Raw genomic sequence first — 23,518 nt, 5'->3', positions numbered from 1 at the left:
GAACTCCTATCCGTAGGCGCGGATCACCTGGCCGGTCTCGCCGCCTTCGACACAGGTCAGGTAATGCGCGACCAGGTCGTCCACCGGCACGGGGCGCATGCCGGGGAAGTACGCGGAGAACGCGTTCGCGGAGTCGCTGACCATCGTCGGGCTGACCGCGTTGATCCGCATCGCCCTCGGCAGCTCCAGCGCCGCCGACAGCACGAAGCTGTGCAGCGCGCCGCTGATCACGCCGCCGCCGGTGACGCCCCGCCACGCCTGGTCGGCGAAAATGCCGGACGTCAGCGTGAACGACGCCCCGTCCGCGCAGTGGCGCTGCCCGGTGAGCACCAGGTCGGCCTGCCCGTAGAACTTGGCCCGCATGTTCTCGTGCAGTGCGTCCACCGTCAGCGTCGCGAACTCGTCGAGCGCACCGTGCGCCGCAACGCACACCACCGCGTCGACTTCCGCGACATCCCGGTACATCGCTTCGATCGACTCGTGCACGGCCAGGTCCACGTGCACGTCACCGCTCGTCCGCCCGGCCACGACGACCTCGTGTCCGTTGGCGCGCAAGGCCGGCACCAACCGCCGTCCGATCGTGCCCGCACCACCTACGACGATGGCTTTCATCGCAGCTGTCCGAGCAACGCGAGCGCATCGGCGTCGGCCGTGCCGACACGTGCGTAGAACAAACCGAGCTGCTGGTCCTCGTCGGGCAAGGTGACGGTCTCGTTCGCCAACGTCACCCGCCCGACGACAGGATGGTCCATCTCGCGCACGTAGTACGAGCACGTCTTCACGGGCCGTCGCGCCCACATCCGTGCGAACTCCACGCTGTCGACAGCGAGTTGCCCGACCAACCGCTCCAACACCGCATCAGCGGGATGCCGTGCCGCCGCCTGGTGCAGCGCGGCTGTCGTCACCAGAGCCTTCGCCCTCCAGTCGCGGTACAACGCCCGATGGTGCGGGTCCAGGAACAACATCCGCGCGATGTTCGGCCTCACCCGACCGTCCGGCGCGTTGAACGCGACGTGTCCCGCGAGGAGGAGGTGACCCAGACGGTTCCACGCGAGCACATCGGCCCGGTGGTCGATGACCACCGCCGGCGTCGTCAGCGCCGCGAGCAACTCCCGCACGGACGACCGCACCCTGCTCCTGCGCGCCTCGGGCCTCGACGGCCGCTGCGGCGCGGCGAGCACGCGCAGGTGGTCGTGCTCGGCGGGATCGAGCCGGAGCGCTGCCGCGAGCGAGTCGATCACCGCCGCGGACGCGCTCCCGCTCACCCCTCGTTCGAGCCGCGTGTAGTAGCCGACGCTCACCCCGGCCAGCTCCGCGAGCTCCTCGCGGCGCAACCCCGGCACCCGCCGGTGGGTGTGGCCGGGCGCGATGCCCGCCTCGACGGGACTGAGACGTTCCCTGCGACTGCGCAGGAACCCACCCAGATCGTTGATCACCACTTCATGGTGCAGGGTCGCGTCGCGCTGTGCCTGCACCTGTCGTGGTCACCTCCGTGAGCGTGGAGACCCGCTGTCAACTCAGGTCGGACAGGTCGAGCACGAACCGATGGCGCACGTCGCCCCGTTCGAGCCTGTCGAGAGCCTCGTTCACACGAGCCGACGGAAGGACCTCGACGTCGGCGGTGATGCCGTGCTCAGCGCAGAACTGCAGCATGGCGGCGGTGGCGGGGATGCCGCCGCTGCCCCCGGAGCTGAGCTTCTTGCGGCCGAGGAGCAGGTCCATCGTCTCCACGGTGATCGAGCCGAGGTAGCCGACCTGGCTCAGCGTCCCGTCCATCGCCACCAGCTTCAGGTAGGGAGCCAGGTCGTGGGCGACGGGAATCGTGTCGATCAGGACGTCGAACCGGTCGCGCGACGCGGCCGCGCTGTCCGGGTCGCTCGAGACGACGAGGTCGCGGGCACCGAGCTTGACCGCCTCGGCCTCACGGCCCGCCGACCGGCTCACCACCGACACCTCGGCGCCCATGGCCGCGGCGAACTTCACCGCGAGGTGGCCGAGTCCGCCCAGGCCCGCCACCGCCACGCGCATCCCCGGACCGACGCCCAACGCGCGCAGCGGCTCCCACACGGTGATCCCGGCGCACATCAACGGCGCGGCGGCCGCCGGGTCCAGCCCGGACGGCAGGGCGTAGGCGAACTTCTCCCGCACCACGTACTCGCGTGAGAACCCGCCCAGCGTCGTCGTCCCGTCGTGGCGGTCGGTGCCGTTGTAGGTGAGCGTGGGGAACTCGCGGCAGAAGTTCTCCTGCCCCGCCGAGCACATGTCGCACTCTCCGCAGGAGTCGACGATGTTGCCCACGGCGACCGCGTCGCCGACCTGGAAGGCGGTCACGTCCGGGCCGACCTCCGTCACGACGCCGGTGAACTCGTGGCCCGGCACGAGCGTCCCGCCCTCGTACGAGTGGAGCGCGTGCAGGTCCGTGTGGCAGACCCCGCAGAAGTCGATGCGCACCGCGACGTCGTCTCGGCGCAGATCGCGGCGGGGGAGAGGCGTGGAGACCAGCGTGGTGCGGTCCTGTACCTGCCAGCCGGTGGTGCTTCGCATGACGCTCCTCAAACAGACTGTTCGGTCTATTTCAACGTACGCGCGCACGGCCACAAAGTAAACCGACTGTTCTGTCAGTAAGGTGTGACCATGTCCGACCAGCAGCTGACGGCCCGGGGCGAGGCCACCCGGCGACGCATCATCGAGGTCGCCACCGCCGAGTTCGCCGAGCACGGCATCGCGGGAGCCCGCATCGAACGCGTCGTCGCCGCGGCCCGCACCAACAAAGCCCAGCTCTACGCCTACTTCGGCAACAAGGACGGGCTGTTCGACGCGATCTTCTTCGGCTCGCTGGACCGGATCGTCAACGTCGTCCCCATCGACGCCACCGACCTCGCCGGCTGGGCCGTGCGCCTCTACGACGAGTACCTCCAGCGCCCCGACCTCATCCGCCTCGCCACGTGGGCCCGCCTGGAACGCCGCCCCGCCGGCCTGCTCGTCGCCGAGACCGACCGCCGTGACGACGCCAAGCTGCGCGCCATCGCCGACGCCCAGGAAGCGGGCCTGGTCCGCGCCGGCGACCCCTTCGACATCATGGCCGTGGTCATCGCGATGTCGATGGCGTGGTCGCCGGTCAGCAACGTCTACGCCGCCACCCTCCACGAACCAGCCGAAGAGCACGAACGGCGCCGTGACCTGCTGCGCGACACCGTCCGCCGGGCCGTCGCGCCCTGACCGGCGGCTTTGGAGCACCGCCAAACAGCACGCTTTCAGGTTGACCTGGGGCGAATGGGTGGAGCCAAACGGAATGCCGCCTCTACCGTCCCCGCATGCCTCTGCGGAGATCCACTGTGCGCGGCCGCGAGTTCGGTGACGCGATCCGGGCGCTGCTGCGGGCGGCCGGCCTGACCAACCGCGCGGTCGCCGAGTTGCTGGGATGGCAGGAAGCCAAGGTCTCGGAACTGGTCAACGGCAAGGCGGGCACGTCCGACGTCGACCTCGCCAAACTGCTCGGCCTGCTGCGCACGCCGCCCGACGAGTTCGACCACCTGATGGCCCTGCACCACGAGACGCACGTCAGGGACTGGCTGCAGCCCAAGGAATCCGGCGTCACGGACCGAGCGCGCACACTGCGCGAACACGAGAAGATCGCCTCGGACATCACCGGCTGGTCGATGAACGTGGTTCACGGCATGTTGCAGGTGCCCGAGTACACCCGACACCTCGCGCTCGCGAAGCCGTTGGCACCGGACGAGGCCCGCGCGCTCGCGGTGAGCCGGGCCGCCCGGCAAAGGGCGGTCCTCGACGGCTACCGGACCGTCACGATCTTCATGCACGAGCAGGCGCTGCGGCTTCCGGTCGGGAACGAGGACGTCATGGCTGAGCAGCTGCACCACCTGCTGCGTCTGTCCGTCCGGCCCTACCTCATGATCCGCCTGATTCCCACCGCGTTCGGCCCGCACGCCGGACTTGCCGGTGACTTCGACCGCCTGCAGTTCAAGAAGATCCCGCCGATCATCTACGTCGAGAGCGAGGGAGCCAACGTGTTCCTGGAAGATCAGCTCTCCGTCGGCCGCTACGACACCGTGGTGAAGTCACTCGGACGGACGGCGTTGGACGAGGAGCGAACGAGGAAGCTGATCACCGACATCATCGGTGAGGAGGCTCGTGGTGACCAGGTGGCGGAAGAGCAGCTACAGCGCGAGTGACGGCAACTGCGTCGAGGTGGGCCCCGGCGTCGGCATCCGGGACAGCAAGTCCCCCTCCGTCGAGCTCCCGCTCACGGCCCACCAGTGGACGCGGCTCCTGCGTCAGGTCAAATCCGCCTGACAGACTCGTGCAACCAAAGGTTGCGCAACTGAAGTCCTGCGGCTAGGTTGATGTGCAACCAATAGTTGCGCGTCAACCTGGAGGACCACGTGGAGTACGGGAGCATCGAACGGGAGATCCGCATCGACGCCACCCCCGAGGTGGTGTACGAGGTGGTCAGCTCCGCCGACCACCTGCGCGAGTGGTGGCCCGACGAGGCCGAGCTCGACGCCGTGCCCGGCGGTACCGGCAGCATCACCTTCGGCGACCCGGCCTCGCCGGACGCGAAGGTCGAGCAGCTCACCGTCGTGGAGGCCGACCCGCCCCGCCGGTTCGCGTTCCGGTGGGTGTACGACCAGGACGCGACGCCGGCGCCGGACAACTCGCTGCTCGTCACCTTCGACCTCGTCGCGGCCGGTGACGGCACGCTGCTGCGGTTCACGGAGACCGGTTTCCGGGAGCGCGGGTGGGAGGCGGCCGTGCTGGAGCAGGCCTACAGCGACCACGCCCAGGGCTGGGACCACTTCCTGCCGCGGCTGGCCGCCCTGGCGACCAAGCTGGTCGCGCGGCCATGACCAGCGTGATCGACGACGACCTGTGGTCCGCTGTCGGCGATCCGACCCGCCGGCGGATGCTCGACCTGCTGCTCGGTGACGGGGGCGGCACGGCGACCTCGCTCAGCGAGCGGCTGCCCGTCACGCGGCAGGCGGTCGCCAAGCACCTGGGCGTGCTCGACCGCGCCGGGCTGGTGCACTCGGCGCCCGCGGGACGCGAACGCCGGTACGAGGTCGACGAGCACCAGCTCGCGCGTGCGGTGGCGCAGCTGTCCGCGGTGGGGGCGACCTGGGACGCCCGGTTGCAGCGGATCAAGCGCATCGCCGAGCGGATCCAGCGCGGCAAGGACGGGACAGGGGCGGACGAGACGTGACCACGAAGACACCGCGCACCGAGCCCGGGTACTCGACCTCGTACACGGTCGAGCAGTCACCGGGCGAGGTCTTCGCCGCCGTCCTGGACGTCCGCGCCTGGTGGACGGGCGAGATCGAGGGCCGGACCGACGAGGTGGGGGCGGAGTTCACCTACCGGCATCCCCCGCAGCACTACAGCCGCCAGCGGGTGACCGAGCTCGAGCCTGGCCGCCGCGTGGTCTGGCAGGTCATCGACAGCACCCTGTCGTTCGTCTCCGAACCGGAGGAGTGGACGGGCAGCGAGATCGTGTTCGACCTCGTCGCCACGGACACCGGCACCGAGCTGCGGTTCACGCACGTGGGTCTGGTGCCGGACGTCGAGTGCTTCGATGCCTGCTCCACGGCCTGGCTGCACTACGTCAACGGCAGTCTGCACAGCCTGATCACCACCGGGCGGAGCCTGCCGGACCCGTGGTGAGCGGGAGCGATCTATGAGCGCGGCGGTCGGCGTGTCGTCTTGGCGACCCGCCGATCGTCGTCATTCGTGAAATCGCCTCCCGAACGATCTCCCGCGGGTGCATCCTGGTCTCCACGCACCTCGACCCGAGGATTGATGACCATGACGAGTGCCACCGCGTCCTCCCGCCACGACTGGGAGTCGGACCTGGAGCGCTACCGCACGAGGGCGGTGCACGTGCTGGACACGCACCTGCCCGCGACGACCGGCTGCACCGAATGCGGCGACCCGTGGCCCTGTGCCCGCGCCTGCTCCGCGGAGCTGGTGCTCGAGCTCTGATCCCCTACGAGTTCACTCGATCGAGGAACGCCCTCACCCCGGAGACCATGCGCTCGACCTGTTCTCCGAGCGTGATCGACTCCGTGAACCGCGATCCGGGCCCCGCGCTCTTCTTGCCGCGCAGGTACAGCGAACACGCCAGGTCGGCGCACACGTAGACGCCGACCGAGTTGCCCAGTTGCCCGGACTTGCCCGCCTTGCGCGCGGTCATCAGCGACACCCCGTCACCCTGGTGCGTGGTCAGGCACCACGCGCACAGGGTCTTGCGCGCGTGCCCGGACTTGCCCGCCCGCCGCAGCGCGATGCCCACGAGGCGCCCGTCGAGCTCGGTTACGAGGTACGAGCGGTCCGGTGCGGCCGGATCTCGCCAGCCCAGGAAGTCCAGGTCGTCCCACGGCTGTTCGCCGAGATCCCTGGGCACGTGCATGCGCTTCGCCTCGCCCTTGGTGGAATTGACGAAGGACGCGCGGATGTCGTGTTCGGTCAGCGGCTTCATGACCAGGGACGCTAGGCTTTCCTAGAGGTCCTAGGCAAATCATTAACGGCCCTAGGAAGGGTGACGGATGGCACGCGCGGGACTCACCGCCGACCGCCTCACACAGGCGGCGGCGGAGCTGGCGGACGAGATCGGCCTGGAGAACGTGACGGTGTCCGCGCTCGCCCGCCACTTCGGCGTCAAGGACGCCTCCCTGTACTCGCACATCCGCAACGCCCACGACCTGCGCGTCCGCCTGGCCGTCCAGTCACTGGCGGAGCTGGCGGACCGCGTGGCCGAAGCCCTCGGCGGACGCTCGGGCCGCGAAGCCCTGGTCGCGTTCGCCCACGCCTACCGCGCCTACGCGCGCGAGCACCCAGGCCGGTACGCGGCGACGCAGATGGCCCTCGACCCGGACGTGGCCGCGGACAGCGCCGCCGGCAGGCACTCCGAGCTGACCCGCGCGATCCTGCGGGGCTACGACCTGTGGGAACCCGACCAGACCGACGCCGTCCGGCTGCTGCACAGCACGTTCCACGGGTACGTGTCACTCGAACGTTCGGGGGCGTTCCGCAGTCATCCGCGCGGGGTCGAGGCGTCGTGGACGCGTGCGCTGGACGCGCTCGACTCGCTGCTGCGGGCGTGGCCCGCCTAGCTGCGCTCGCGTTCTTTCCCCTTGCCCTGCTCATCACCAACGCGCCGCTGGCCGCGGGGGCTGCTCACGAACTTCCACATGGCCTTGTCCTCCGCGGAGCGCCGGGCTTGGACGAAGAACCACTCGAACAAGGCTTTCGACCACTTGACCTCCCCGAAGTCCAGCGGCAGGTCCCTGCTGCGCGCCACCGCGCGCAGCAGGGCATCGACCCGGTCCTCCTCGCTCATGGCGAGGAATCCACGCACTTTGAGTCGCGACATGCCGTCCTTGTGGATCAACAGCGAGCCCGTCCTGTCGGTGAGGGTCACCTCGCAGCCGGTGCACAGGTACGCGCCGGCCAGGTGGAAGAAGTCGCGCAGGACCGCGACGTGTTCCAGGCGCAGCTGCACGTGGTCCTTCTTGTCCTTGAAGCCCAGTTCGGTGCGGTGGAGGTTGCTGTGCTTCGACGAGACCTGGTTCGTCGCCCTCCGCGACGTGTAGAACTCGATCAGCCACATGGCGTGCTTCCAGTTCTCCGACACCACGAAACACGCTCGCTCGATGAGGTCGGAACGGTCTGCGTGATCTCGCTCTGGCAGGGCTCTGAGCGCCTCTCCGTCCGCGGCGTAGGCGTAGCTGTCGGCGTTCTTCAGAGCGACTTCGGGCGGCAGCTGCCTGAAGTAGGAGGCGCTGGCGTAGGCGTAGTCCACGGTCTGGACGCGTTCGCACCCGTGGGACGCTTCGTGGATCAGCGTCCGTTCGAAGCGAGCGCGGGATGCGAAGTCGCCGGCCAGGATCAACCTCGATGCCTGCCCGACGCCCGAGTTGAGCGTGTTGGCGCCGGTCCGGTCGACGCGGATGCATCGTCCGGGGTCGCTCTGCCAGAAGGCGAGGTGCGCGGCGATCGCCGCGAGGTTCGCCTTCACCTTCGTCCGCGCTTGTCCGAACAGCTCGGTGACGTGTTCGTCCTCCGCGTGCTCGATCAGGTCGCGGGCTCTGCCGAAAGCGCTCTCGAGCGCCGGCCACTCGTCGTTCTCCAGCGGGACCGGCTTCATCCCCACTTCCTTCGTGCGGGTGGGGACGAAGTCGTTGACCCGCGCGACGAGTCCGTCGATCGCCCCGCGGTCGCGCGGCTTGGCGCGGAGGAGCTCGTCGATCTCGCCCTGGAAGGCGCGCACCTGTCTCCGGTCCGATTCGGACAGGGACGGCTCGGTCATCCTGGCCGCCTGTCCGGCGAGCACCAGCAACGTGGTCCGCTCCTGCGCCTCGCGGTCCTGCTGCTTCTTCGGCACCTTGTCACCGAGCGACTCCACGAACCGCTGCACGGCCTTGTTGCCGGCGGCGGACTGAAGCCGGTGCAACGGGTGACGCGCGGCCGTCGGCACGGCACCGGCGCGACCGGGAACCGGAACAGGACCTCGCTCCCACTGCTTCACGGAACTATTGGAACCATCCCGCTGGGCTGAACGGTCCTGGAGGCGGGGCGGTTTCGCGGGCTGTGCGGACTGCCCTTCCGGCTGCCCGTTCAAGCGTTTGCGCCCGAATGCCGGACCTGTTCCCGCAGTCCGCTGAATACGATCCCAGGTGTGCCGAAAGCCTGGTCGCTCGCCGCCGTGGCCCTTCTCGCCGCCTGCCAGTCCACGCCGGCGCAGCCGTCGCCGGAGCTCCCGGAAGGGCAGCCGTTCGCGGACGAGCAGGCCAGGTCCCCGGTGCTGGGGCTGGAGTTCTGGGTGCACGACGTGAAGGCGCCGATGCGCACCCGTGCCGAGAACGGGCACGACGAGGTGCAGACGCAGATCGGCAGAGGCGAGTTCGAGGTCCGGTTCCCGAAGCGCTCCACCGACGTGGCGTTGCGGATGATCTCGTGGACCGACCGCACGATCTTCGCGCTGGAGCCGGGCCAGAACTTCATGGATGTCGCGTTCCTGCGTCCCGGCACGGGCATGCCGGACAAGATGGAAGGCAGGATGACGTTGCTCCTGGACGCGAAGGCGCAGAACTACTACGCCGGGAAACGGGTGCAAAGACACTCGGACGACCAGGAGAAGGTGCTGTTCCAAGGCGTCGAGGAGCGGTCGGATCTGAAGGTGGACGCCCTGTTCGTGATCGCGGTCATGGACTTCAACGAGAACGAGACCGTCGACCCCGGTGAGTACGAGTACTTCGACGTCCGGCTGCCGGGCTAGCAGCCGGTGCGGTACGGCTGGGCCTGACCGACGCGGCGGTTCCACTCGTCCTCGGTGAACTCGCGTCCGGCGCGCTCGCAGGCCCGTTCAAGGAGGTGCTCGCGCGCGTCCTGAAGCCGGGAGAGGTCCCAGAGCGTCACCGTCCCCTTGTCGTCACCCGAGGCGAGCACACGGCCGTCGGGACTGGACGCCAGTGCCGTCAGCCGTGCGTTGTGGCCGGTCAACGGTGTTCCGACGGGGCGCGGGTGGTCGGGGTCCTCGACGTTCCACAACGACACGGCGCCGCCCTCGGTGCCCACCGCCAGGATCCGGCTGTCCGGGTCGAACGCGACCGCGTGGCTTGCGTCGCCCACTTCCACCACGCCGTCGAACCGGCGTGGTGACAAGGGATCGGCGACGTCCCACAACGCGACCTTGTCCCCGGTCGTGACGAGCACCCGGCCGTTGGGGGCGAACGTGAACCCGGCCGTGCTGCCGTCCTGGAGCTTGCCGAGCTCACGCACGTCGTTCAGGTCGCTGACATCGCGCAGGAGCAGCTCGCCGCCGGGCTCGCTGTCGGTGACAAGGGTTCGGCCGTCGGGGCTGAGGTCGACCCTGGTCCGGGTGTCGGTGCGCTGCATCCCGCCCCTGCCGGTCTCGCGGGGCTCGTTGGGGTTGCTGACGTCCCAGCTCATCAGGTCGAGGTTCTTGCCGACGGTGCGCAGGGCGTGCCCGTCCGCGCTGAACTCGAGCGCGACGAGGAAGCCGGTGTTCCCGGTCAACCTCCTCGGATACGCGGTGACGCGCCGGGGATCGGCGACGTTCCAGAGGGTCACCGTGTTGTGCTCGGGTGGGTTGTCGCGGATGGCGAGCAGCGTGCCGTCGGGACTGAACGCGGCCGTGACGGGTGTGCGCGGCTCACCGATGGTGACGACTCTGGGGTCGTCCTCCCGGATCGTCTTCACCGGCCGGGGCCGTGCCGGGTCGCTGATGTTCCACAACACGGCCTTGCCCTCGGAGGCCGCGGCGAGCATCAGACGGCCGCCCGGCTGGATCGCCAGCGTGCGGATGCCCAGGCCGTGGGTGCGGAACGGCTCCCCGGACCTGGTCGGCCGCAGCACGTCGCGGGCGTGCCAGAGGACCACCTCCCGGTCGGCACCCGTGGTGGCGAACCCCGTGCCGTCCGGGGTGAAGGCGGTGCTGATGACGGCGCCGCGGTGGTCCGCGAGCGGGAGGCCGATCGGGTGCGCCGCGGCGGGCGTGCTGACGTCCCACATGATCGCGGTGCCGTCCTCGCTCGTGCTGACCACGGTGAGTCCGTCGGGGGAGAAAGCGACGTCGTTGATCACATTGGCGTGCTCACCGGGCAGATCGTGGAGACGCTGGAGAGGCGCCGTCCTCCACAGCTGCACCACGGCGCCCTGCGGCACGGCCAGGGTCGAGCCGTCCTTGCCGAACGCGAGAGCGGTGACGGTGCGGTCGAACCCGGCCCGGCCTCGTTCGACCGGGTTCGCGGGATCGCGGATGTCCCACAACACGACCTCTCCCGCTGACTCGACCTCGCGCGAGCTGGTGGCGCTGGCCGCGACCAGCCCGTCAGGGCTGATCACCACGTCGCTGTGCACACTGGAGTGGTGCATCGGCGTGCTGAGCCGCCGCGGTCCTGCCGGGTCGATCGCCCAGAAGGTGAGGGCACCGCCGTTCGTCGCGGCGAGCACGCGGCCCTCCTGGGTGAACGCGAGGCCGAGCGTTCTCGGACTGCGCACTGAGTCACCCGCGGTGGGCTGGGCCCGCAGGGTGTGCCGCTTGGTCGGCTTGGCCGGGTCGGTGACGTCCCAGAGGACCACTTCGGCGTAGCTCGCGGTCGCGAGCGTCCTGCCGTCCGGGCTGAACGCCGTCGCGAGGACCCAGCCCGAGTGGTCGGTCAGCGGCGTGCCGAGGGGCTTCGGTGAGGTGAGGTCGCTGACGTCCCACAGGCGCACGGAGTGGTCGGCGTCGTCCCCGGAGGCCATCAGCCTGCCGTCGGCGCTGAACGCGACCGAGCGCACGGCGCTGGTGTGCCCGCTGGCCGTGGCCGCGTAGTTGTTCGTGGTGACGGTGCTGGTCAGGCTCGCGAGCGGCACGGCGCCCTGGTCGATCCGATGTGCGGCGAGGGCGAGCTGCAGGGACAGCCTCGGGTCGGTGTCGCGGACCGCGTCGGCCTGGGAGACGAGGCCGCGCACCGTCGCGGCGTCGCGTTCGGCGGCGACTTCGCGGGTCTGCCACACCGCGAGCCCGGCGGCGATGAGCGCGGCGACCGACAGCGCCGCCAGAGCCGTCGTGATGGACGCACGCCGCCGACGGTTCTGTCTTCGGTGCGCGTCGGCATGGGCGCGGCCGGCTGCGAGGAAGTCCTGCCCGCGCTGGTCGAGGGTCAGCCGGGGGAGACCGGCGAGGCGTTCGCCCGGCCAGAGGTGGGTCTCGGCGCGGCCGGCGGCGTCCCAGTCCGCGGCGGCCCGTTCGACCACCCGTGCGGCGCGCAGGGCCGAGCCCTTCTCCTCGATCAGCTCGTCCAGCGCGGGCCAGGCGGTGAGCAGGGCTTCGTGGGCGAGCCCGATCTCGGTGCCGTCCTTGGTGAGCAGCCGTTCGTCGACGAACACGTCGAGCGCCCGTGCGTGCTCGGCGGTCAGCTGGTCGACGGCGACACGGCGTTGCGAGCGCCGGTCCGCGTCGTCGAGGGTGACGAGCCTGAGCAGGCCGGTGAGCACGTCTTCCCGGCCGAGCCCGCTGGTGGCGACGGCCTTGGCCAGCGCGTGGTCGGCGCGGCTGGCGAGCACCGCGTGCAGTCCGGTGAGGTCGCGGTACCCGGACTGCGCCGCGAGGGCGTCGTAGTCACGGAGGCTGAGCGCGTCGCCGCGCGACCGGCCCTCCGCGAGTTGCTGGAGCGTGAACGCCAGCAACGGCAACGCGTCGCCGGTTTCCGTGTCCGCGACGAGGCGGGCGACCAGCTCGCGTTCCGGTCGCAGTCCGGCGATGGCGGCGGGTTCCTCGATAGCGAGGCGCAGCATGTCCTTCGGCAGCGGCCCGAGCAGGAACGGGTCGACCTCGCCTGCGAGCTCGCTCTGCTCGCTGAGGTCGTCGAGGAACTCCGACCGCAGCGTGATGACCGTGCGGGCGGGTCCGGGCCGGTGCAGGAGACGCGCGAGCCGGGCGCGGTCGGTGGCGCGGGTGAACAGCTCCTCGCCCTGGTCGATCGTGACGAGGAGCCGGGTTCTGCGCGGGCCGTCGCTGTCGGCGAGCAGCTCCCGGGCCAGCTCGTCGAGTCCGGTGTCGTGGTCGAGGCGTTCGCGGACCTCCCTGAGTTTCCAGGGCAGGCCGCCGCGGCGGGCGGTGTCGGCGATCGAGTGGGCCAGCGCGACGACCGGGTCGTCCCCCGGTGTCCACGGTGTCAGGCACAGCCAGTCGGTGAGCGCGGGCATCAGACCGGCTCTGACCAGGGAGGACTTGCCGCAGCCCGACGGTCCGGTCACCGCGGTGACGGCGTGCCCGTCGTCGGCCCTGATCTTCGCGGCCAGTGCCCTGGTCTCGCGGGCCCTGCCGAAGAACACCCCGCTGAGCTCTCGCGTGAACGGTTCGAGACCGGGGTAGGGGTTGTCGCCGTCGCGCCACTCGCGGAACCCGTCGGTGTCGATGCGCCGGAGTGCGGTGAGCAGCCATTCACGAGCACGGGCGGGGTCGTCGAGGTCGGCGTACTGCTGACGGTCCAGCAGGGGATGGGCTGCGGCGGTGGTGCGCAGGGGCAGGATCCGGCAGCCGCGGGCGTCGGCGATGGCCACCTCGGCGGTGCACCAGGTCGAGGCGATGTAGTCGGGGCTGACCAGGGAGACGACGGCGTCGACGTGGCGCAGTTCCCGGTAGAGGCGGTGTTTCCAGTCCTCGCCGAGCTCGATGCCGCGCCGGTGGTCGCGGTCGAAGAAGACGGTGTGGCCGGCGCTGGTCAGCCAGGCGAAGACGTCTTGCGCCAGCGCCTTGTCCGGCGTGGCGTAGCTCAGGAAGACCTCGGCCACGACCACCTCCGGCCCGACTCGTTTGGCCCGCAATCCTAACCGGATCCATCCAGAATCTGACCGCCGATAACGTTCACTTATCGGCGGTCAGCGTTTTCTCGCCTGATTAGGTAGCGTTGCGTTGGATAACGTAACTACACACGTAATTCTGCTACGATATCCGGGTGGAGACGAGCTGCAACTTCCCCGGCTGCGAACGCCCTGTTTTCCGAGGTGGCGGGCCCGGTAGGCCCTCGGAGTACTGCGACCTCCCGGAGCACACGCGATGGCGGGCGTGGAGGGAGCGGCAACGGCTGGCCGAAACCCCCGAGCAGAACTTGGAGGTCGTCACCGTGACGAATCTCCCGAGGGTCTCCGGTACCGCCAAGATCAGGGCTGAAGAGCTCCTCGACCGCTTCCGGGTGCTGTCCGAGCAGATGACGCAGACCCTCGGGCGGGCCGTGGGTGAGCTGAACGCGATGGCGGACCCGAGCGTCGCGGAGAGCCAGATCCAGGCGGCGGAGGCCGAGGCCGCCCGCCGGGTCGCCGAGGCGCAGGCAGAACTCGCCGCGGCGGAGCGGCGCCGGCACGACGCGGAGAAGGCGCGCAAGGCCGCCGAGGAGACGACCGAGCAGGCGGTGCGGGCGGCGGAGGAAGCCGACGAGACCGCGGACGCCGCGCTGACCGAGCGGGACGAGTCCCGGGAGGCGGCGCGGATTGCTGTGGAACGGGCCGGGGCGGAGGTGGCCGAGGTCAGGGTGCAGGCGGCGGCGCTGGTCGAGGAGATCCGTGCCGAGGCGGAGCAGGCGAAGGCTGACGCGGTGAAGCACGCCGAGCAGGCACGGCGGCAGGCCGCGAAGGAGATCGAACAGGCCCGTGCTCAGGCCGTTCGGGAAGTCGAAGAGGCGCGGGCGGAGGCTCAGTCGGTCGCCGAGCGGGCCAAGGCCGAGATGGCGGCTGCGGTCGAGGCCGCTGAGCAGGCTCGGCGCGATGCCGCTGCTCAGGTGGAGGCGGCGCGTCAGGAGGCGGCGGAAACCGTCAGTCGTGCCGCGAAGGCCCGTGACCAGGCCGTGGTGCGGGCGGAACGGGCCGAGCAGACCGCGACGGACGCGCACAGGGAGCTGGAGCGGGCTCGTGGGGAGTTCGACGCGCGGCTCGCGCAGGTCAGGCAGGAGGCCGCGGAGCAGGTGGCGGCGGTGCGGCAGACGCTTGCGGTGGTGGAGGACGCGCGGGCGCAGACGCTGACCCGTGCGGAACGGGCGGAGCGGCAGCTCGACGAGGCGGCGGCCGAGCTGCGGGCGTTGCGCCGATAGTGCGAGCGAGCTTGCCTGGGCGCCGAACAGTTCAGCACCATTGAGCTGAACGGCGCCAAGGAGGTTCGCGGTGGGTGTTCACAGACGATCACCGGAGGCGCTGCTCGCGTTGCAGGCGCTGGCGGGAAACCAGGCGGTGCAGCGCGCGGTCACCGAGGGCAAGTTCAACATCGTCGGTGAGCACCACGACAAAACCGATCTGCGCGAGCCGTCCGAGAGGGACTTCGCCAAGCAGCTGGGGCTCGACTACTGGCGGGAACGCGAGTTCGAGTTCCAAGACCAGCCTGGTGACCCCCCGATGTGGAGGGCGCTGCAGAAGGCCGCCTTTCTCGGCGCTTGGGCGCGGTGTGCGAGTGTTCCGTTGAAGTCCGCGATCGAGGCGCTGTCGAGCGACCCGATCGATGTCGCCGTGGTGCGGGCTGATCTCCGCTCGGTGTTGAAACACTTGCCGGCGGACGCATACCTGTTCGCCACCGGCATGTACTTCGATGCCCGGAGCAAAGGCGTGCCGGAGGCTTTGGCAGAAGCGTGCTCACCGCTGGCGCGGGAGGCCAACGCCGTCAACCCACTTCGGCAGATCGTCGGCATCCAGTGCTCAGTGCTCGAGGAAGCCACCACGATCACGAAATCCGGCGCGCTCGTGGCGACGCTGAACTCGATGAGTGATCACTTCACGTCGATGATCGAGCTGGCCAAGGGCATCTTGAACGAGGCCGGCTTCAACGAGGTCTACGACGATGATCTCGACGACGAACGGCTGATGTGGCACGAGCTGATCGCCACGGTGTCGCTCGAACGCTCGGAAGAGATGCTCACGAACGCCAACAACGCTGCCGAGGCCAGCGTGACCGGCATGTGGAAGGTAGGCGATGACCACATCCGGGAGATGCGCGGCCTGGCGTCGCGTCTGAGGCCCGGTGACAACGTCGAACTCACGGATCGCAAGGAGTTCAACGCGCAGCTCAAGGCGCGGAGGTCACGCACCGTATCCTGAGTGCGATGAACGAGCTCAGAGGCGACTGCGCCAACTGCTTCGGGTTGTGCTGCGTCGCACTGCCGTTCGCGAAGTCGGCGGACTTCGCGGCCACCAAGGACGCGGGCACGCCGTGCCGCAACCTGCTGGCCGACCACCGGTGCGGCATCCACGACCGGTTGCGGCAGAAGGGCTATTCCGGCTGCACGGTCTACGACTGCTTCGGTGCGGGTCAGCGGGTGTCGCAGACGGTGTTCCAGGGCGTGGACTGGCGCACCGGTGAGCGGCAGAAGATGTTCGCGGTGTTCCCCGTGGCCCGGCAGCTGCACGAGCTGCTCTGGTACCTCGCCGAGGCCGGGCGCCTGGACCCGCACGACGACCTCGTCACCGCCTACGCCGAGGTCGAACGGCACACGGTCGCGGCACCGGACGACATCCTGGCGCTCGACGTCGCGGAGATCCGCGCCAAGGTGAACGTCCTGCTGCTGCGCACCAGCGAACGGTTGCGCGCCGGGGGGAAGTCCTACCGGGGTGCGGACCTGATCGGCGCGCGCCTGCGGAACAAGAACCTCGGCAGCGCCGACTTCCGGGGTGCGTACCTCATCGGTGCCGACCTGGCGAACTCGGACCTGGCGCGGGCGGACATGATCGGTGCCGACCTGCGGGGCGCGGACCTGTCGGGGGCGGATCTGAGCACGTGCCTGTTCCTCACGCAGCCGCAGGTCAACGCCGCGCGTGGCAACGTTCGCACGAAGCTGCCGGCGGCGTTGACCCGGCCGGCGCACTGGACCGCGGAGCCCGCCCGGCGCCGCTGAGGTGTCAGGGTCGTGTCAGCGGCCGCTGCCACAGTGCCGATCATGAAGAAGGCACTGCTGATCATCGCCGCCGCGGTGGCGGGCATGTTCGCACCCGGTGTCGCGCACGCCGAGACTCCGCCGGGCTGTGCGTCGGCCCAGCAGATCGGGTCGACCGCGTACGTGAACTTCGACGGTCGGACCGCCGCCTCGGTGAAGCAGTTCGCGGGCTGCGGCACCAACTGGGGCTACGTGTTCGTGTGGGCGGACTGGGCGTCGCGGTACGACGACTTCCACGTCGTCGCCGCGGTCGCCACCGACGACAACGTCGAGCACGGCAGGGTGGTGGGCCGCCTCGACCAGCGCGAGGTGTGGTCCAAGGCGACCGCCACGATCAGCCGGTGCACGCGCGCGCTCGGCGTCGTGAACCTGGGCGAGGACGGCTGGAGCGCCTACTCCAGCCGCCGCTGCTAGACCGGCAGGCCCTGTTAGACCGACAAACGCTGCTGGGCGACCGCGCGGGCGAAGCCCTCGACGTTGTCGATCATGATGTTGTGGCCGGTGTTCGGCACGGAGATGATCTGGACACCGGCCGCGGCGAGCTCGCGGCCGCCAGTGGGCGGGGCGTCCTCGGGGTGCAGGAAGACGCGCGGGATCTCCAGTTCCAGCAACAGCTTGCGCATGGTCGGCGAGGTGCCGCGGACCAGGTCGACGGCGCTGCGGTGGAGCGCTTCGGGGCCCGCCATGCGCATGGTGGCGGCCCAGTGCGGTCCGACGTCGCGCAGCACGCGCTCGAAGCCGTGGCTGAGGAAGTCGGCCTCGTTGTAGGCGGCGATGCCCCGGCTGCCGGGTGCGCCGAGCGAGGGGCGGGCGGGGTCGACGTGCGGGTCGACCAGGACGAGCGAGCGCACCATCTCGGGGTGGCGGGCGGCGAGCACGATGGCGACGGCGCCGCCCATGCTGTGGCCGATGATCTCGTTGCGGCGCAGGCCGATCTTCGCGAGCGCCACGGCGAGGGCGTCGGCGTGGCCTTCGAGGGAGTAGGCGAAGCCGGTGGGGCGGTCGCTGATGCCGAAGCCGAGCATGTCCATCATCAGGCTGCGGCGGCCCGCCAGCAGCGGGTGTGCGACGGCCTCGGCGTAGTAGGGCGCCGACGACGCGCCGAGCCCGTGCAGGTAGACCCTCGCGGGTGTGGCTCCCGGCACCTCGACCCAGCGGATGCGGACCCCAGGTCTGATCTCGACGGCGCGCATGTCTCTCCCGGCAGCGGTGGTTCTGTGTGCGGACCCTACCCCGCGGTCAGGTGAGCTGAGACCGGTTTCGAGAGCCGTTTCTCATCTGGCTGAGGGTTATCGCGTGATGTTCGCCTACGAACGCGTCAGGCGGGAGACGCCGATCAGTCGATCCCGAGTGCGGCGCATGCAGCCGTGACCGTTGCGGCACGAAGTTCGTCGAACGACGCGTCGGGGAACTGCATGGTGCAGTCCTGCATCCCGCCGAACGCCAGCACGGCGCGGGTCTGCTGTTCCAGCGTGGCCTCGGTCCCGAACACCAGCTCGGTGAGCCCGGCCCGCCACGACAGCACGACGTCGATCAGGCCGAGCTCGGCGAGCGTGGTCATCTCGGTGAGCAGGAGCAGGACGTCCTCGCGGTGGCGGTAGTGGAAGTCGAAGAAGCCCTCGACGAGCTCGCGGGGCGTCACGTCGGTGCGGTTCCGCATGCGCAGGAGGAACTGCTCGCCTTCGTCGAGCAGCGGGGTGACGATGCTGCGGATCAGCTCCTCGCGGGAGGCGAAGTGGTAGTAGAGCGCGGGTTTGGTGATGCCGAGGCGGTCGGCGATCTCCTGCAGACTGGTCTGCTGCACCCCTTGGGTGGCGAACAGCTCGCGCGCGGTCTGCAGGATGCGCTGCTTGGTGTCGGACGGTCGGGCCACGCGCCGAATCTTACTTAACAGTCGGTAAGGCGGCGGTGTACGCTTGCGCCCAGACACTTACCGACCGTTAAGTAAGGGGGATTGACGTGCGGATTCTAGTTTCCGGGGCCAGTATCGCCGGGCCGGTGCTGGCCTACTGGCTCACCCGGTACGGGCACGAGGTGACGGTGGTGGAGCGGTCACCGGTGCTGCGCAAGACCGGCGGGCACGCGGTGGACCTGTTCCAGCCGGCCATGACCATCTCCGAGAAGATGGGCGTCCTGCCCCGGGTCGAGTCGATGGCGACGGGCACCGAACGGCTCACGTTCCTGCGCGAGGGCACCCGCAAACCGATCAGCGTCGACGCCACGAAGATCTTCGCCGCGACGTCGGACCAGCACGTCGAGATCATGCGCGACGACCTGAGCGAGATCTACTACGACGCCACGCGCGCGGACGTCGAGTACGTGTTCGGCGACTCGATCACCTCCATCGGCGACGAGGTCACGTTCGACAACGGCGCCCCGCGGGCGTTCGACCTGGTCATCGGCGCGGACGGGCTGCACTCGAACGTGCGGCGGCTGGTGTTCGGGGAGGTCGCGAAGACGTTCACGGGCGCGTACCTGGCGGTGCTGTCGGTGCCGCGGGAGATGGGCGTGCCGGGGGCGATGACCGGGCACATGGGGCCGGGGCGCAGCGCGGCGGTGTACGGGGCGCGGCACATCGACGACGCGCGGGCGGTGTTCCTGTTCCGCTCGCCCGAGCTCGAGTACCACCACCGCGACGTCGCACGGCAGAAGCAGCTGTTGCGCGAGGCGTTCGCGGGGCTGCACCCGCAGGTGGACGAGTGGATGTCCTGTCTGGACGGCGACCGGGCGTTCTACTTCGACTCGATCACGCAGCTGCGCGAGGACTCCTGGTCACGCGGGCGGGTGGCGCTGGTCGGGGACGCGGCCTACTGCCCCGGCCCGGCGATCGGCGGCAGCACGAGTCTCGCGGTGGTGGGCGCGTACGTGCTGGCCGGCGAGCTGGCGTCGAACCCGGACCACGGGACGGCGTTCGCGCGCTACGAGGACGAGATGCGGGAGCTGGTGCACGCCAGCAGGAAGTTCGCGCTCGGTGTGGCGAAGACGCTGATCCCCTCGACGCGGCTGGGCGTGTGGGGACTGACGCGTGGCGCGCAGGCGATGACGTCGCTGCCGTCGTGGCTGCTGCGGCCGCTGGCGAAGCTGAACTCGGCGGGCGTGCGGCTGCACGACTCGGTGCGGGTGAAGGACTACGGGAATCAGGGCGCCGGCGTACCGGCGCCCTGACCCCTCAGGTCAGAACTGCAGGCTCCACTTGTCGAGGAACCCGGTGTCCTGGTTGGCGTTGTCGTTGACCCGCAGCTGCCAGGTGCCGTTGGCGACCTCGCCGGAGGCGTTGACGGTGTAGGTGGTGTTGATGTTGTCCGCGCTGCCCCCGCTCCGGTTGTGCAGGACGTAGGCGGTGCCGTCCGGGGCGATGAGCTCGACGCGCAGGTCGCCCTGGTAGGTGTGCTTGATGTCGACGGCCACCTTGAGGGTCGACGGCGCGTTGCCCGTCACCTCGGACACCGCGATCGGGGAGTTGATCGTGGTGTTGTCCGCGATCGTGAAGTCCGCGGCGTTCTCGAAGTACTTGCCGGGCAGCGGCGGGTCGACGCCGCAGTACTGCGCTTCCTTGCCGATGGCCTCGTAGGGGCAGTCGGCGCGTTCGAGCAGCTGCAGCACGGCCTCCTTGTTGCGGGAGGTCTGCGCCGGGATCACCTCGTCGGGCGGGTAGAAGCCGCCGCCACCGCTGCTGCCGGGGTACATCTCGAAGGTGTAGGCGAAGACGCCCTGCGCACCCCACAGCCAGTCGGGGATGGACCCGTCGGTGATGTAGAGGTCGCTGGACTGCTCGGGGGTGTAGCCGTTGCTGGCGGCCATGGACTGGCCGATGGTGGCGAACGTGTCGCGCTGGTCCTGGGTCAGGCCGGGCGCGACGTCGTCGTAGGTCCAGCCCCACGGCCACAGGATGAGCTCGCTGTAGGTGTGGAAGTCGATGGACGCGCTGATCTGCTGCTTGCCACCGACGTTGCGGCCGCGCACGAAGTCGGACACGACCTTCACCTCGGGCGCGGACGCCGCGCTGGGGCCGCGGTAGGTCTCGGAGCCGGTGCTGCCGCTGGAACCGCCGCAGCAGCCCCACTTGTAGTCCCAGTTGCGGTTGAGGTCGGTGCCGACGTTGCTGGACCCGGCGTTGGGCTGCCGGTTCTTGCGCCACGACCGGTAGCTGCCGGTGGCGATGTCGTACTCGCCGCCGTCGGGGTTGACGTCGGGGATGATCCAGATCTCGCGGGTGTCCACGAGGCCCTTGATCCGCGCGTCGCTCGCGTACTGGGTCGTGAACTGGTTGACCAGGTACAGCGCCATCTCGACGGTGAGGTGCTCACGGGCGTGCTGGTGGTGCGTGAACAGCACCTCCGGCTCGTTCTCGTCGACGCCGACGTTGTCGCTGATCTTGAGCGCGATGATGTCGCGGTTCTCGTAGGACTTGCCGATGACCTGCTTGGTGATCAGGTTCGGGTACGCGGCGACGGCCTGGTTGATCTCGGCGGTCATCTCCGCGTAGTTGTGGTAGTTGGAGTCCGCGGCGGGGAAGTCGAACGGGCCGATCTCCGAGTTCGCCTCCAGCCGCTTGGGCAGCTCGATGACCTCGAAGCCCTGGGCCTTGAGGCTCTTGGCCTCGCGCTCGGTGGCGGTGATCACGACGATGCCGTGCTCCTCGACCGAGTCGATCGCGGCGCCGGACTTGGCGAGCTTGGTGCGCTGCTCGGCGGTGCGGACGTTGCTGACCTGGTAGTTGGTCGACGTTTCCTGGGCGCCGGGGGCCGCGCCGGTCGGCACGCCTCCCATGGCGAACACGACGCTCGCGGCGACGGTTACCCCGATCAGGGGTCTGAGATGGCTCTTTCGCATGCAGGGCAACCCTTTCGGACCACGGCAGGGACCTGGCTCCGCCAAGTGAAGTGGGTGTGAAGGTCCACTGTCATCCCGCCATCCGTATGGGGTTGTCTGGTGGGATGACGCGCTACGACGCCGTGGAGGCCTTCGCGTACCGGGTGGCCCGTGAGATTTCGTTGACGGGGTTGCCGTCCTGGCGCTCGGCCGTGACGCCGTATGTCGCGCCGGGACGCGTCGTGCTGGATCTGGGGGCCGGGACGGGGTTGTTCACGCGGGCGTTCCGAGTGTGGTCCCCGGACGTGGTGCGCGAGCTCATCGACGGCGCCACGGGCATGCAGGACGGCAACTCGAACATGCCTGCGGTGCCTGCGTCGTTCTGGGTCGAGCACCACGCCCGCGTGGAGGAAATCGCGGCCGCGTCGGCGCCGTCTCTGCAAGGCTGAGGGCATGGCGTCCGATCCGAAAACCGACCTGCACCGCTATCTCCGCACGGCCCGCGAGACCATGCTCTGGAAGCTCGAGGGCCTGTCGGAGTACGACGTGCGCCGCCCGGTCACCCCGACGGGCACGAACCTGCTGGGCCTGGTCAAGCACCTCGCGAGCACCGAGCAGGGCTACTTCGGCGACTGCATGGGCCGCTCGTTCAGCGAGAAGCTGTCGTGGATGGACCACCTCGACACCGACCCGAACGCGGACATGTTCGCCACCGCCGGGGAGTCGCGCGAGGACATCACCTCGCTCTACCGGCGTGTGACGGAGTTCGCCGACACGGTGATCACCGAGCTGCCGCTGGACGCTCCCGGTGTGGTGCCGTGGTGGCCAGAGGAGCGCAAGTACGTGACGCTGCACCTGCTGCTGGTGCACATGATCGCCGAGACCAACCGGCACGCCGGGCACGCGGACATCGTGCGGGAGACCATCGACGGTGAGGCGGGTCTGCGGCAGGGCGGGTCGAACCTGCCCGACCACGACTGGGCGGTGTACCGCGAGCGGGTGGAGCAGGCGGCGCGGGAGGCCTCCGGCCGGGCGTGAGGTCGTTCACCCGCTGGGAAAGGCGCTGACAGCGGCGCGCGGGCCCCTCGATACTGCTGAGCATGGGTAAGGAATACGAGCGCATCGAGCCGCGGCTGTGGGAGTTCATCGAGAACCAGAAGGTGTTCTTCGTGGCCAGCGCTCCGCTGGCCGGCGACGGTCACGTCAACCTCTCGCCCAAGGGCCGTCAGGGGACGCTGCGGATCCTCGACGACCGCACGGTGGCCTACCTCGACTTCGGCGGCAGTCACGCCGAGACGGTCGCGCATCTGCGGGAGAACGGCCGTATCACGTTGATGTGGTGCGCGTTCGAGGGGCCGCCGAACATCGTGCGCGTCCACGGCCGTGGCGAGCCCGTGTTCCGCGACGACCCGCGGTTCGCGGAGCTGGTGGCGGGGTTCGGTGAGGCGGACGGGCCTGCGGTGCGCGCGGTCGTGGTGGTGACGGCGGAGCTGATCAGCGACACGTGCGGGTTCGCGGTGCCGTTCATGGACTACCGCTCGGAGCGGGAGCTGCACGCGGACTACTTCGGCCGCAAGACCGACGAGGAGTTCCGCGAGTACACGAACAAGAAGCCGTACAACAACGCGAGCATCGACGGGCTGCCGGCGATGCCGTTGCCGCTGCCGGCGCGGCAGGAGGATCTGCTCAGCGGGTGATGTCGAGAACGGCGTGACGGCTCCGTCCCGGGGGCATGATGACGCGAAGCGAGATCTCCGAGGTGCTGGACCGGCCGCTGAGCAGGGAGTTGCTGCACCGCGACCTGTGCAGGATGGCGTACGTGGCGAAGGACGGGACGCCGCGCGCGATCCCGATCGCGTTCACCTGGAACGGCGAGCAGGTCGTGGTGTGCACGTCGACGAACGCGCCGAAGCTGCCCGCGCTGAAGGCGAACCCGGTGGTGGCGTTGACGATCGACACCGAGGTGCACCCGCCGGCGATCCTGCTGATCCGCGGCACGGTCGAGCTGGACGTCGTGGACGGCATCCCGGACGAGTACCTGCAGATGAACGGCAGCTACGGCATGACCGCGCAGCAGCGGGTGGAGTGGGAGCGCGAGGTCCGCGACCTCTACGACGGCATGGTGCGGGTCGTGGTGACGCCGACGTGGGCGAAGCTGATCGACTTCGACACGACGCTGCCCAGTGCCGTGCAGGAGCTCGTCGAGCGGCGGTCAGCGCGACAGGAAGCGGTCCAGCACGCGGGCGCCGAACTCCAGGCCTGAGACGGGG

27 protein-coding genes are annotated in these 23,518 nt (G+C 69.7%); 18 read left to right on the top strand and 9 right to left on the bottom strand.

Features of this window, described 5'->3' with window-relative positions:
- Window positions 1-6: 6 nt before the first annotated feature.
- The 3 genes from VM306_RS25840 to VM306_RS25830 form a co-directional block, all read right to left on the bottom strand.
- On the bottom strand, window positions 7-612 hold the full coding sequence (locus VM306_RS25840) for a short chain dehydrogenase (RefSeq protein WP_325519564.1): 606 nt from the start codon (window positions 610-612) through the stop codon (window positions 7-9).
- Window positions 609-1,436, bottom strand: coding sequence for a helix-turn-helix transcriptional regulator (locus tag VM306_RS25835; RefSeq protein WP_325519562.1), 828 nt, complete (start codon window positions 1,434-1,436; stop codon window positions 609-611). Before VM306_RS25835 ends, VM306_RS25840 begins: the two co-directional genes overlap by 4 nt.
- A gap of 76 nt (window positions 1,437-1,512) precedes the next feature.
- A complete protein-coding gene (locus VM306_RS25830) occupies window positions 1,513-2,544 on the bottom strand; it encodes an NAD(P)-dependent alcohol dehydrogenase (RefSeq protein WP_325519560.1) in 1,032 nt (343 codons plus the stop codon).
- A gap of 90 nt (window positions 2,545-2,634) precedes the next feature.
- Here VM306_RS25830 and VM306_RS25825 point away from each other — a divergent pair, with 90 nt between their 5' ends.
- From VM306_RS25825 to VM306_RS25795, 7 genes are all read left to right on the top strand, one after another.
- Window positions 2,635-3,219, top strand: a complete 585-nt coding sequence (locus VM306_RS25825) for a TetR family transcriptional regulator (RefSeq protein ID WP_325519558.1) — start codon at window positions 2,635-2,637, stop codon at window positions 3,217-3,219.
- Window positions 3,220-3,314: 95 nt separating this feature from the next.
- Entirely contained in the window at window positions 3,315-4,193 is an 879-nt protein-coding gene (locus VM306_RS25820; RefSeq protein WP_325519556.1) for a helix-turn-helix transcriptional regulator, read from the top strand.
- Complete coding sequence (locus tag VM306_RS25815) at window positions 4,156-4,314, top strand: DUF397 domain-containing protein (protein ID WP_325519554.1); 159 nt, start codon at window positions 4,156-4,158, stop codon at window positions 4,312-4,314. The genes VM306_RS25820 and VM306_RS25815 overlap by 38 nt, the downstream gene beginning before the upstream one ends.
- 89 nt (window positions 4,315-4,403) lie before the next feature.
- Window positions 4,404-4,868: an SRPBCC domain-containing protein gene (locus VM306_RS25810; protein ID WP_325519552.1), complete on the top strand. Its 465-nt coding sequence runs from the start codon at window positions 4,404-4,406 to the stop codon at window positions 4,866-4,868.
- Window positions 4,865-5,221: a helix-turn-helix transcriptional regulator gene (locus tag VM306_RS25805; protein ID WP_325519550.1), complete on the top strand. Its 357-nt coding sequence runs from the start codon at window positions 4,865-4,867 to the stop codon at window positions 5,219-5,221. The genes VM306_RS25810 and VM306_RS25805 overlap by 4 nt, the downstream gene beginning before the upstream one ends.
- The gene (locus VM306_RS25800; protein ID WP_325519548.1) at window positions 5,218-5,679 is read left to right on the top strand and encodes an SRPBCC domain-containing protein; all 462 of its coding nucleotides are present in this window, start codon (window positions 5,218-5,220) and stop codon (window positions 5,677-5,679) included. Before VM306_RS25805 ends, VM306_RS25800 begins: the two co-directional genes overlap by 4 nt.
- Before the next feature lie 141 nt (window positions 5,680-5,820).
- Window positions 5,821-5,997 (top strand): hypothetical protein, encoded by a 177-nt coding sequence (locus VM306_RS25795; RefSeq protein WP_325519546.1) that lies wholly within the window; start codon window positions 5,821-5,823, stop codon window positions 5,995-5,997.
- Window positions 5,998-6,001: 4 nt separating this feature from the next.
- On the opposite strand, the gene VM306_RS25790 is transcribed toward VM306_RS25795, so the two are convergent.
- On the bottom strand, window positions 6,002-6,493 hold the full coding sequence (locus tag VM306_RS25790; protein ID WP_325519544.1) for an FBP domain-containing protein: 492 nt from the start codon (window positions 6,491-6,493) through the stop codon (window positions 6,002-6,004).
- Between the two features lie 67 nt (window positions 6,494-6,560).
- On the opposite strand from VM306_RS25790, the gene VM306_RS25785 reads away from it, so the two are divergent.
- The gene (locus VM306_RS25785; RefSeq protein WP_325519542.1) at window positions 6,561-7,127 is read left to right on the top strand and encodes a TetR/AcrR family transcriptional regulator; all 567 of its coding nucleotides are present in this window, start codon (window positions 6,561-6,563) and stop codon (window positions 7,125-7,127) included.
- Here VM306_RS25785 and VM306_RS25780 read toward each other — a convergent pair.
- A complete protein-coding gene (locus tag VM306_RS25780; protein WP_325519540.1) occupies window positions 7,124-8,542 on the bottom strand; it encodes a M35 family metallo-endopeptidase in 1,419 nt (472 codons plus the stop codon). The genes VM306_RS25785 and VM306_RS25780 overlap by 4 nt on opposite strands.
- Window positions 8,543-8,692: 150 nt before the next feature.
- Between VM306_RS25780 and VM306_RS25775 the strand changes: the two genes are divergently transcribed.
- On the top strand, window positions 8,693-9,292 hold the full coding sequence (locus VM306_RS25775; protein WP_325519538.1) for a hypothetical protein: 600 nt from the start codon (window positions 8,693-8,695) through the stop codon (window positions 9,290-9,292).
- Here the strand turns inward: VM306_RS25775 and VM306_RS25770 are convergent.
- Window positions 9,289-13,350, bottom strand: coding sequence for a TIR domain-containing protein (locus tag VM306_RS25770; protein WP_325519536.1), 4,062 nt, complete (start codon window positions 13,348-13,350; stop codon window positions 9,289-9,291). The genes VM306_RS25775 and VM306_RS25770 overlap by 4 nt on opposite strands.
- 299 nt (window positions 13,351-13,649) lie before the next feature.
- Between VM306_RS25770 and VM306_RS25765 the strand changes: the two genes are divergently transcribed.
- The 4 genes from VM306_RS25765 (at window position 13,650) to VM306_RS25750 (ending at window position 16,850) form a co-directional block, all read left to right on the top strand.
- On the top strand, window positions 13,650-14,609 hold the full coding sequence (locus VM306_RS25765; protein WP_325519534.1) for a hypothetical protein: 960 nt from the start codon (window positions 13,650-13,652) through the stop codon (window positions 14,607-14,609).
- Window positions 14,610-14,679: 70 nt separating this feature from the next.
- Window positions 14,680-15,603, top strand: a complete 924-nt coding sequence (locus VM306_RS25760) for a hypothetical protein (RefSeq protein ID WP_325519532.1) — start codon at window positions 14,680-14,682, stop codon at window positions 15,601-15,603.
- A 5-nt stretch (window positions 15,604-15,608) separates the two neighbouring features.
- Complete coding sequence (locus VM306_RS25755; RefSeq protein WP_325519530.1) at window positions 15,609-16,397, top strand: pentapeptide repeat-containing protein; 789 nt, start codon at window positions 15,609-15,611, stop codon at window positions 16,395-16,397.
- A gap of 42 nt (window positions 16,398-16,439) precedes the next feature.
- A complete protein-coding gene (locus VM306_RS25750) occupies window positions 16,440-16,850 on the top strand; it encodes a hypothetical protein (protein ID WP_325519528.1) in 411 nt (136 codons plus the stop codon).
- Between the two features lie 14 nt (window positions 16,851-16,864).
- Here the strand turns inward: VM306_RS25750 and VM306_RS25745 are convergent, their stop codons facing one another.
- Complete coding sequence (locus VM306_RS25745) at window positions 16,865-17,629, bottom strand: alpha/beta fold hydrolase (protein WP_325519526.1); 765 nt, start codon at window positions 17,627-17,629, stop codon at window positions 16,865-16,867.
- 143 nt (window positions 17,630-17,772) lie between these two features.
- A complete protein-coding gene (locus VM306_RS25740) occupies window positions 17,773-18,309 on the bottom strand; it encodes a TetR/AcrR family transcriptional regulator (RefSeq protein ID WP_325519524.1) in 537 nt (178 codons plus the stop codon).
- Window positions 18,310-18,395: 86 nt separating this feature from the next.
- Between VM306_RS25740 and VM306_RS25735 the strand changes: the two genes are divergently transcribed.
- Window positions 18,396-19,601, top strand: a complete 1,206-nt coding sequence (locus VM306_RS25735; protein WP_325519522.1) for an FAD-dependent monooxygenase — start codon at window positions 18,396-18,398, stop codon at window positions 19,599-19,601.
- Window positions 19,602-19,610: 9 nt separating this feature from the next.
- Here VM306_RS25735 and VM306_RS25730 read toward each other — a convergent pair whose 3' ends face one another.
- The gene (locus tag VM306_RS25730; RefSeq protein WP_325519520.1) at window positions 19,611-21,269 is read right to left on the bottom strand and encodes a M14 family metallopeptidase; all 1,659 of its coding nucleotides are present in this window, start codon (window positions 21,267-21,269) and stop codon (window positions 19,611-19,613) included.
- A gap of 104 nt (window positions 21,270-21,373) precedes the next feature.
- Here VM306_RS25730 and VM306_RS25725 point away from each other — a divergent pair, with 104 nt between their 5' ends.
- From VM306_RS25725 to VM306_RS25710, 4 genes are all read left to right on the top strand, one after another.
- Window positions 21,374-21,697: a hypothetical protein gene (locus VM306_RS25725; protein WP_325519518.1), complete on the top strand. Its 324-nt coding sequence runs from the start codon at window positions 21,374-21,376 to the stop codon at window positions 21,695-21,697.
- A gap of 4 nt (window positions 21,698-21,701) precedes the next feature.
- Window positions 21,702-22,286 carry a DinB family protein gene (locus VM306_RS25720; RefSeq protein ID WP_325519516.1) on the top strand — a complete coding sequence of 195 codons (585 nt, stop codon included), beginning with the start codon at window positions 21,702-21,704 and terminating at the stop codon, window positions 22,284-22,286.
- Between the two features lie 62 nt (window positions 22,287-22,348).
- Window positions 22,349-22,945, top strand: coding sequence for a pyridoxamine 5'-phosphate oxidase family protein (locus VM306_RS25715; RefSeq protein WP_325519514.1), 597 nt, complete (start codon window positions 22,349-22,351; stop codon window positions 22,943-22,945).
- A gap of 38 nt (window positions 22,946-22,983) precedes the next feature.
- Window positions 22,984-23,511 (top strand): pyridoxamine 5'-phosphate oxidase family protein, encoded by a 528-nt coding sequence (locus VM306_RS25710; protein WP_325519621.1) that lies wholly within the window; start codon window positions 22,984-22,986, stop codon window positions 23,509-23,511.
- Window positions 23,512-23,518: the final 7 nt, after the last annotated feature.

Source organism: Lentzea sp., assembly GCF_035525475.1.
Classification (GTDB): domain Bacteria; phylum Actinomycetota; class Actinomycetes; order Mycobacteriales; family Pseudonocardiaceae; genus Lentzea.
Note: the sequence above shows the minus strand (reverse complement) of the source record. Positions and strands in the feature narration are given on the sequence as shown.

Coding starts and splice junctions, on each gene's coding strand:
- VM306_RS25840 (WP_325519564.1), bottom strand. CDS start 612: ATGAAAGCCATCGTCGTAGGTGGTGCGGGCACGATCGGACGGCGGTTG.
- VM306_RS25830 (WP_325519560.1), bottom strand. CDS start 2,544: ATGCGAAGCACCACCGGCTGGCAGGTACAGGACCGCACCACGCTGGTC.
- VM306_RS25825 (WP_325519558.1), top strand. CDS start 2,635: ATGTCCGACCAGCAGCTGACGGCCCGGGGCGAGGCCACCCGGCGACGC.
- VM306_RS25820 (WP_325519556.1), top strand. CDS start 3,315: ATGCCTCTGCGGAGATCCACTGTGCGCGGCCGCGAGTTCGGTGACGCG.
- VM306_RS25805 (WP_325519550.1), top strand. CDS start 4,865: ATGACCAGCGTGATCGACGACGACCTGTGGTCCGCTGTCGGCGATCCG.
- VM306_RS25795 (WP_325519546.1), top strand. CDS start 5,821: ATGACGAGTGCCACCGCGTCCTCCCGCCACGACTGGGAGTCGGACCTG.
- VM306_RS25790 (WP_325519544.1), bottom strand. CDS start 6,493: ATGAAGCCGCTGACCGAACACGACATCCGCGCGTCCTTCGTCAATTCC.
- VM306_RS25785 (WP_325519542.1), top strand. CDS start 6,561: ATGGCACGCGCGGGACTCACCGCCGACCGCCTCACACAGGCGGCGGCG.
- VM306_RS25755 (WP_325519530.1), top strand. CDS start 15,609: ATGAACGAGCTCAGAGGCGACTGCGCCAACTGCTTCGGGTTGTGCTGC.
- VM306_RS25750 (WP_325519528.1), top strand. CDS start 16,440: ATGAAGAAGGCACTGCTGATCATCGCCGCCGCGGTGGCGGGCATGTTC.
- VM306_RS25745 (WP_325519526.1), bottom strand. CDS start 17,629: ATGCGCGCCGTCGAGATCAGACCTGGGGTCCGCATCCGCTGGGTCGAG.
- VM306_RS25730 (WP_325519520.1), bottom strand. CDS start 21,269: ATGCGAAAGAGCCATCTCAGACCCCTGATCGGGGTAACCGTCGCCGCG.
- VM306_RS25725 (WP_325519518.1), top strand. CDS start 21,374: ATGACGCGCTACGACGCCGTGGAGGCCTTCGCGTACCGGGTGGCCCGT.
- VM306_RS25720 (WP_325519516.1), top strand. CDS start 21,702: ATGGCGTCCGATCCGAAAACCGACCTGCACCGCTATCTCCGCACGGCC.
- VM306_RS25715 (WP_325519514.1), top strand. CDS start 22,349: ATGGGTAAGGAATACGAGCGCATCGAGCCGCGGCTGTGGGAGTTCATC.
- VM306_RS25710 (WP_325519621.1), top strand. CDS start 22,984: ATGACGCGAAGCGAGATCTCCGAGGTGCTGGACCGGCCGCTGAGCAGG.